We start from the raw sequence: 8,076 nt of genomic DNA, 5'->3' as shown, positions 1-8,076 counted from the left end.
GGAAAACAAGGGGCAAGAACCACGCCGGTGCGTCTGCTGCCTTTTTCCTCTCCCTTGTTCTTTCTTCCGCTCCCCCCCCCTGCCTTCCCCCCGGGCCCGCCCGGGTCACCGCAGCGCGCGCCGGTAGTCGCCGGGCGCGTACCCGCAGATCTGGCGGAAGGTGTCGTAGAAGCTGCTCTGCGACGTGAATCCCGCCGCGTGCCCCACCTCCACCGTGGTGGCGTCCGTCGTGATGAGCAGGCGCTGCGCCTCCGCCACCCGGCACCGGGCGATGTAGGTGCCGAGGGTGGTGCCCACCACCCGCTTGAACAGGGTCATCGCGTGGCTGGGGGAGAGGTGGACGGCGCGCGCGACGTCCGACGGCGCGATGGGGGAGCGGTAGTGCTCCGCCACGAACTGCGCCATCGCGGTGGCGCGCGCGGCCGCGCCCGACGGCCCCGGTGCGCCCGTCGCGTCGCCCGCGGGGCCGGGCGCGCCCGCGGCCTCCGCGGCCGCGAGCGTCCGGCGCACGAAGGCCTGCACCTCGAGCATGACGACGGCGTGGTCCCCGCCCGCGAGGACGTCGCGGTGCCACGTGGCGAAGAGCGCGTCGACGTCGCGGGCGAGCGCGGCGGCGGGCACCACCACGGGCCGGGCACGCAGCAGCACCGCGATCTGATCGGCCCGCAGCGCCCAGCCGAGCACCTCGGTGAGCGGCACGTGCACCCACGACACGGCCGACTCCACCGCGTCGGGGTCGACGAGCTGGTGCGGGGTGCCGCCCCAGAAGAGCGCGACCTGGCCCGCCTCGACCCGCAGCGTCGACCCGCCGAAGAGGTACTCGAGGCGTCCGGCGTGCACGAGGTTGAGCTCGAGGTCGTCGTGGCGGTGCGGGTGCTCCATCACCGGGGGCGCACCGTGGCGCACCCACAGGGCGGCCTCCTCAGGCGGACGTCGTCGACCGTCAGCGTCATGCGGGGAGCCTAGGGCGATCGAAGGATCCCGGAAAGCGGGGCGACCGATCCGGAGGATCGACCGCCATCCTCGGGCCTAGCGTCGCTGCATGGCTCATTCCCCGAAGATCACCATCATCGGCGCCGGCGGCTTCGTGTTCCCGTTCCGGCTCATCGGTGACCTGCTCAGCTTCCCCGCCCTGCGCGACGCGACGCTCTGCCTCATGGACCTCGACGCCGACCGGCTGGACCGGGTGGCGGGCGCGGCCCGTGAGCTCGTGGACCACCACGGCCTGCCCACCGTCGTCGAGCAGACCACGGACCGGCGCGCGGCCCTCGACGGGGCCGACTTCGTCATCATCACGTTCCAGGTGGGCGGCGTGGAGTCCTACCGGCACGACGTCGAGATCCCGCGGCGCTACGGCGTCGACCAGACCGTGGGCGACACCGTCGGGCCCGGCGGCGTGTTCCGCTTCCTGCGCTCGGTGCGCGCGTACCAGGACATCGCGGCCGACGCGCTGGAGGTCTGCCCGGACGCGCAGTTCATCAACTACGCCAACCCGATGGCGATGGCCACCGCCTATCTCAACGCCCTCGGCCTGCGCACCGTCGGCCTGTGCCACAGCGTGCAGGGCACCACCCGCATGCTCGCCCGCACGCTCGGCGTCCCCTACGACGAGGTCTCCTACCGGTGCGCCGGCATCAACCACCAGGCCTGGGTCCTCGAGTTCCGCCGGGGCGCCGAGGACCTGTACCCGCGTCTGCGCCAGGTCATGGCCGAGCGCCACGTCCGCGGCCGGGCGGCCGCCGACCTGCTCGCCGACGACGGCGACCACTCGGAGGCCGCGCTCGCCGCCAGCACGTACGAGGGCGGCAACGAGCAGGTGCGCACCACGCTGATGAACCACTTCGGGTACTTCGAGACCGAGTCCAGCCACCACGCGTCGGAGTACGTCCCGTGGTTCCGCAAGGATCCCGAGACCGTGCTCGAATACCTCCCGGAACGCTGGGACTACTACGAGATCTGCTCCGCCCACGACGAGCAGGGCGACGTGGACGAGCAGCTCGAGCGGCTCAAGGCCGACCTCAGCCCGTCCGTCGAGTACGGGGCGTCGATCGTCAACGCCGTCGTCACGGGCGTGCCCGCCGTCGTCTACGGGAACGTGCCGAACGCGGGCCGGGTCATCACCAACCTGCCCGACGACGCGTGCGTCGAGGTGGCGTGCCTCGTCGACGCCAACGGGGTGCAGCCGACGTCCTTCGGGGAGCTGCCGCCCCAGCTCGCGGCGATCAACCGCACCAACGTCAACGTCCAGACGCTCGCCGTCCGCGCGGCCCTCACCGGCGACGTCGAGCACGTGCACCACGCCGTCGCCCTCGACCCGCTGACGTCCGCGCACTGCACGCTCGAGCAGGCCCGGGCGATGACGGACGAGCTGCTCGACGCCCACGCCGCGCTGCTGCCCGCAGCCCTGCGCCCGGCGTCGTCCGTCTCGTCGGCGGCGTCCACCGTGGAACGGGACCCCGTCCTGGCGCGCTGAGCGACACCGGGTGCCCCGGCGACGACGCCGGGGCACCCCGCGGGGCCGCGCGCCGCGCCGCCCCGACTCGACGATCCCTCGACGAAGAGGAGACGACATGCCGACCCCCTCGGTGCCCGGCAGGCACCCGGTCTCGCGCCGGCTGTCCCGGCGGAGCTTCCTGGCGGTGGCCGGGATCAGCGTGGCCGGGGCGCTCGCGGCCTGCTCCGGCGCCCCGACCGGCACGAAGCACCTGCGCCTGTCCTCGTGGAACATCCCCCTGGACCTGGAGTCGTACCAGGCGCTCGCCGACGAGTTCGTGGCCGCCCACCCGGGCACCAGCGTCGCGGTCGAGGTCACGACCGGGCAGTTCCACCAGTGGTTCATCACGCGGCTCGCGGCCGACCTCGCGCCCGACATCATCCGCATCACGCCGCAGCAGATCGGCCGCTACGCCGCCAACGGCAGCCTGGTCGACCTCACGGGCGCCGTGCCGCCGGAGTACCAGGACGACTGGTCGGAGCCGTTCTGGGCGATCGGCGCCAAGGCCGACGGCCTGTTCGGCGTCTTCCAGCACACGGACAACTTCATCACCTACTACGACAAGCGCGTGATCGAGCAGATCGGCGTGGACGTGCCGCAGACCCTCGACGAGGCGTGGCAGTGGGACGAGTTCCTGGAGATCGCCACCGAGGCACGCAAGATCACGGGGCGGTACGGCTTCGGCTACGGCTGGAGCGGGCCCGAGACGGCGTACCGCTGGATGCCCGTCGTCTACCAGAACGGGGGAGCGTTCCTCGGCGAGGACGGCGAGACGCCGAGCATGGACACCGACGCCGCCGTCGGCGCCCTGGACTTCGGCCGCCGCTGGTACGCCGACGGGCTGGTCTCGCCGGCGAACATGAGCAAGTCGGGCGGCGGCGCCGTCGGGCGCGACCTCTTCGCCACCGGCCAGACCGGGCTGCTGCTCGACAACCCCGAGGCGATCGCCGCCCTCGACGAGGCCCGCCCCGACGAGTGGGGCACCACCTACATGATCCGCAACGGCGGCGAGGCGTCCGACCTCGGCGGGAACGCGCTGGCCGTGACCCGGTCCAGCAAGCACCCCGAGCTGGCGGCCGAGCTCGTCGCGTTCCTCACGAGCCGCACCCACGTCGCCGAGTTCTGCCGGCGCGGCAACTGGCTGCCCGCCCGCTCCTCGCTGGACGCGGCGGACATCGGCTACGACCGGCACGAGGCCACGATGCAGCAGTTCATCGACCAGGCCGCGACCATCCCGCTGTCCATGGTGCGCGCCCAGTCCGGGCCGTACTTCAGCTCCCTCAACTCGGTCTTCGCGGACTACCTCGACCTGTGCTTCCTCGGTGAGCTCACGCCCGCCGAGTGCGGCGCCCAGATGACGGAGGCGATGCGCAGTGTCACCACGCGGTGAGACCCTCACGGCCCCGGAGGCGCCCCCGGCGGCCTCCCCGACGGCCGACGTCGCGCGCGCGACGTCGCGGACGGACGGGCCCGCGGGCCGCCGTCGCGGCCGCTGGGCGCCCTACCTGTTCGTCGGCCCCGCGGGGCTGCTCTTCCTCGCGTTCTCCCTGGTGCCGATCGTCATCGCGGTCGCCCTGTCGTTCCAGGACACCGCCACGCTCGGCGACGGGCAGTGGGTGGGCGCGGACAACTACCGGACCATGCTGTCCGACCCGCTGCTGCGCACGGCCCTGCTCAACACGGTGGTCTTCACCGTCGGCACGGTGCCGACGGCGATGGCGGTCGGGCTGGCGCTCGCCGTCGCGCTCAACCGCCCGCTGCCGGGACGGGGCCTGCTGCGGGCGCTGTTCTTCGTGCCGATGGTCGCGGCCGGCGTCGTGGTCGGCGTGATCATGTCGTGGATCTTCAACCCGGACTACGGGGTCGCGAACAACGCGCTCCGGGCGGTCGGGCTCGACGGGCTGCCGTGGCTGACGTCGCCGCGCACGGCGATGCTCACGCTGGTGCTCGTCGTCGTGTGGACCCGCATCGGCTTCTGCATGGTGATCTACCTGGGCGCGCTGCAGTCGATCCCGTCCGAGCTGCGCGAGGCCGCCGCCATCGACGGTGCGAGCCGCTGGCAGCGGTTCCGGCGCCTCACCGTGCCGATGCTCGCGCCGACCACGTCGATCCTGCTCATCCTCAACGTGGTGTTCTCGCTGCAGGCCTTCGACGTCATCTACGTGATGACCGGCGGCGGCCCCGGCTTCTCCACGACCGTCCTCATCCAGTACGTGTTCCGGTCCGCGTTCGCCGACGCCCGGATGGGCTACGCCGCCGCGCTGGGCCTGCTGCTCGTGCTGATCCTGCTGGTCTTCACGCTGCTGCGGCAGCGCGCGACGAAGAAAGCCGAGGAGCTCCTGTGACCACCACCGCCGTCCCCGCGCGCACCGCTCCCGGCACCGGGCCGGCAGGGTCCCGCCGCTCCCCGCGCGAGCGCCGGACCCACCGCCGCCGCTGGTTGCTCACCGCCGGCCTCACCGCCGTCGCGATCCTCGTCGTCTTCCCGCTGTACTGGATGGTCGTCTCGGCCCTCACCCCGGGCGGGCAGTCGCAGAGCAGCGAGTTCTACCTCTGGCCCGACGCGCCGACCACCGGCAACTTCACCGAGGTCTTCGCGACGCAGCCCGTGTGGCACTGGCTCGGCAACTCGTTCCTCGTCGCCACGGTCGGCACGGCGCTGTCCGTGTGCGTCTCGCTCGGCGCGGGGTACGCGCTCGCGAAGTACCCGTTCCGCGGGCGCGGGCTGCTGTACGCGGTGTTCCTCGTGACGATCATGATCCCGATCCAGGTCACGCTGGTGCCCGCGTTCCTCGTCGTGGCGCGGCTGGGCCTGGTCGACTCGCCGTGGGCGGTCATCCTGCCCACGCTGTTCGACGTCGTCGGGATCTTCATCGCCCGCCAGTTCATGCTGGGCGTGCCGGACGCGCTCATCGAGGCCGCGCGGCTCGACGGCGCGGGGGAGCTGCGCACCTTCTTCCGGGTGGTGCTGCCGTCGTGCGGCCCCCTGGTCGGCGTCCTCGTGATCCTCGGGTTCATGAACCGCTGGAACGACTTCCTGTGGCCCCTGGTGGTGCTGCAGGGCAACGAGAGCCTCACCGTGCCGGTCGGGCTGTCCACCCTGACCAGCAACCCCGCCTTCAGCTCGCCGTGGGGCGCGGTGATGGCCGTGGCGACCGTCGCCGTCGTGCCCCTGCTGGTCGTGTTCCTGGTCTTCCAGAAGACGTTCGTGCAGGGCATCGCGAGCACGGGGATCAAATAGGTGTCGGTCCGGGTCGCCCCCGTTCGTCGTGCTCATGACGCGGCCGCCGGCCGCGGGAAGAGAGGTGGACGATGCGCTTCCTGGACACGATCCTGAAGGATGACCTGGCGGCGAGGCGGTTCCTGGCCGAGGTGCGACGCGAAGGACTGGGCATCGGCGCCTACCGCCCGGTCGACGTGGCGTTCTTCGGACCGATGGTGTTCTTCAACGGCTTCCACGAGGAGATCTGATGCGGTATCTGATGCTGGTGCTGTCCACCCCCGAGGACCCGCAGCTGCGGCCGGAGGACGCCGCGGGCGCGCCGCCCATCGAGGGCTGGGTGGAGAAGTACTACGGCAGCGGCACCGCCGTGCTGGGCGACCGGCTCCGCCCGCCCGCCGACGCGGTCGGGGTGCGGGTCCGGGGCGGGCGCGCACTGGTGACCGACGGCCCGTTCTCGGAGACCAAGGAGGCGATCGGCGGGTTCGACGTCATCGACGCGCCCGACCTCGACACGGCGATCACCATCGCGTCCGAGCACCCCATGGCGCACGAGGGTGCCATCGAGCTACGGCCGTTCTGGCCGCTCGGGCTCGAGGGAGACGGCGTTGCCGACGAGACGCGCGAGGGAGGCGCCTGATGCGGTACCTGCTGCTGGTGGTCGAGCCGGACGTCCCCGACCGCGGCCCGACGCCCGACATCGTCGAGTGGGTGCGCCGGCACGACGCCGACGGGTCCCGGGTGCTCGGGGAGCGGCTGCGCCCCGCGGCCGACGTGCGCCGGGTGCGCGTGCGCGACGGTCGCCCCCTGGTGACCGACGGGCCGTTCACCGAGACCAAGGACGTCATCGGCGGGTTCGACGTCGTCGAGGCCCCCGACCTCGAGGCTGCGCTCGCGATCGCCGCCGAGCATCCGGGCGCCTGGGGCGGCGGCACGGTCGAGGTGCACCCGTTCTGGCCGACCGACGGCGTCGAGCCGGCGTGACGACCACGAACGCCGTCGAGGACGCGTTCCGCAGCGAGTGGGGACGCGTCCTCGGCGCGGTGGCGCGCGCCACCGGCGACCTCGACCTCGCGGAGGAGTCCGCGCAGGAGGCGTTCGCCACGGCGCTGCGCACCTGGTCGCGCGACGGCGTCCCCGACCGGCCGGGCGCGTGGCTCACGACGACGGCGCGGCGGCACGCCCTGGACGTGCTGCGCCGCCGGCAGGTCGAGGCGGAGAAGAGCGAGGCCGCGGTGCGGCGGGGCGAGCGCGTCGCCGGGCCCGGACGGGCCGCCGACGGCGTGCACGACGAGGTCGAGCGCGGCCTCGACGACGAGGGGTGGTCGCCCGACGACCCGGACGGCGACCTGGTCCGGCTGCTGTTCACGTGCTGCCACCCGGCCCTGCCGCTCGACGGCCGCGTGGCGCTCACGCTGCGCTCCCTCACGGGGATGACGACGGCGCAGGTGGCCCGTGCGTTCCTCGTCCCCGAGGCGACGATGTCCCAGCGGCTCGTCCGGGCCAAGCGGCGCATCCGGGCCACCGGCATCGCGTTCCGGGTGCCGCCGCCGGGGCTGCTGGCCGAGCGCACCGACGCGGTGCTCGCGGTGCTCTACGTGCTCTTCACCGAGGGCTACGACGCCTGGGCCGAGCCCGCCGACGAGGTGGAGGGGTGCGCCGACCGCCGCGCGCTGGCCGGGGACGCGGTGCGGCTGGCCCGGCTCGCCGCCCGGCTGCTGCCCCAGGAGCCGGAGGCATGCGGCCTCCTCGCCCTCCTGCTGCTGCAGCACGCGCGGCGCGACGCGCGGAGCGGGGGCGACGGCGTCGCGCTGACCCTGGCGGAGCAGGACCGCTCGAGGTGGCGCCGCGACGAGATCGACGAGGGGCTGGCCGTGCTCGACACGGCGCTCGCGGCGCGCCGGCCGGGTCCGTACCAGGTGCAGGCGGCGATCGCGGCGTTGCACTGCCGGGCGGCGACCGCGGGGGACACGGACTGGGTCGAGGTGCTCGCGCTCTACGACGTGCTGCTCGACCTGGCGCCGTCGCCCGTCGTCGCGCTCAACCGGGCCGTGGCCGTGGCCGAGGTGCGCGGCGCCGACGCCGCCCTGTCCGCCGTCGACGCCGTCGCCCGCGACCCGGCCCTGGCGGGCTACCACCTGCTGCCGGCCCTGCGGGCGGACCTGCTGACACGCGCCGGCCGGCCCGCCGACGCCGTCGTCGAGCTGCGCCGCGCCCTCGACCTGGTCGACCGCGAGGGCGACCGCCGCCTGCTGCGCTCCCGCCTCGCGGCCGTCGCGCCGAGGTAGTCCGAAACCCGCCGAGGTAGGACGAAAACTGCCGAGGTAGCAACGAGCCCTCGCGAGGGCACGTACTACCTCGG

Annotated in this window: 9 protein-coding genes; 8 read left to right on the top strand and 1 reads right to left on the bottom strand. The window is 73.5% G+C overall.

Annotated features, from left to right (window positions below; all coding sequences use genetic code 11):
* Positions 1-105: 105 nt before the first annotated feature.
* A complete protein-coding gene (locus ACFVS0_RS03860) occupies positions 106-882 on the bottom strand; it encodes a helix-turn-helix domain-containing protein (RefSeq protein ID WP_430587210.1) in 777 nt (258 codons plus the stop codon).
* A 160-nt stretch (positions 883-1,042) separates the two neighbouring features.
* Between ACFVS0_RS03860 and melA the strand changes: the two genes are divergently transcribed.
* The 8 genes from melA (at position 1,043) to ACFVS0_RS03820 (ending at position 8,002) form a co-directional block, all read left to right on the top strand.
* A complete protein-coding gene (gene melA, locus ACFVS0_RS03855) occupies positions 1,043-2,473 on the top strand; it encodes an alpha-galactosidase (protein WP_430587209.1) in 1,431 nt (476 codons plus the stop codon).
* 97 nt (positions 2,474-2,570) lie between these two features.
* Positions 2,571-3,884: an ABC transporter substrate-binding protein gene (locus ACFVS0_RS03850; protein ID WP_430584660.1), complete on the top strand. Its 1,314-nt coding sequence runs from the start codon at positions 2,571-2,573 to the stop codon at positions 3,882-3,884.
* Positions 3,868-4,839 (top strand): carbohydrate ABC transporter permease, encoded by a 972-nt coding sequence (locus ACFVS0_RS03845; RefSeq protein ID WP_430587208.1) that lies wholly within the window; start codon positions 3,868-3,870, stop codon positions 4,837-4,839. Before ACFVS0_RS03850 ends, ACFVS0_RS03845 begins: the two co-directional genes overlap by 17 nt.
* Positions 4,836-5,735 carry a carbohydrate ABC transporter permease gene (locus tag ACFVS0_RS03840; protein ID WP_430587207.1) on the top strand — a complete coding sequence of 300 codons (900 nt, stop codon included), beginning with the start codon at positions 4,836-4,838 and terminating at the stop codon, positions 5,733-5,735. The genes ACFVS0_RS03845 and ACFVS0_RS03840 overlap by 4 nt, the downstream gene beginning before the upstream one ends.
* A 71-nt stretch (positions 5,736-5,806) precedes the next feature.
* On the top strand, positions 5,807-5,965 hold the full coding sequence (locus tag ACFVS0_RS03835; RefSeq protein WP_430548881.1) for a hypothetical protein: 159 nt from the start codon (positions 5,807-5,809) through the stop codon (positions 5,963-5,965).
* On the top strand, positions 5,965-6,354 hold the full coding sequence (locus ACFVS0_RS03830; RefSeq protein ID WP_430548882.1) for a YciI family protein: 390 nt from the start codon (positions 5,965-5,967) through the stop codon (positions 6,352-6,354). The genes ACFVS0_RS03835 and ACFVS0_RS03830 overlap by 1 nt, the downstream gene beginning before the upstream one ends.
* A complete protein-coding gene (locus ACFVS0_RS03825) occupies positions 6,354-6,698 on the top strand; it encodes a YciI family protein (RefSeq protein WP_430562344.1) in 345 nt (114 codons plus the stop codon). The genes ACFVS0_RS03830 and ACFVS0_RS03825 overlap by 1 nt, the downstream gene beginning before the upstream one ends.
* Positions 6,695-8,002 (top strand): RNA polymerase sigma factor, encoded by a 1,308-nt coding sequence (locus ACFVS0_RS03820; protein WP_430587206.1) that lies wholly within the window; start codon positions 6,695-6,697, stop codon positions 8,000-8,002. The genes ACFVS0_RS03825 and ACFVS0_RS03820 overlap by 4 nt, the downstream gene beginning before the upstream one ends.
* Positions 8,003-8,076 lie beyond the last annotated feature (74 nt).

It is taken from the genome of Isoptericola sp. NPDC058082 (assembly GCF_042885055.1).
Lineage (GTDB): Bacteria > Actinomycetota > Actinomycetes > Actinomycetales > Cellulomonadaceae > Isoptericola.
Note: the sequence above shows the minus strand (reverse complement) of the source record. Positions and strands in the feature narration are given on the sequence as shown.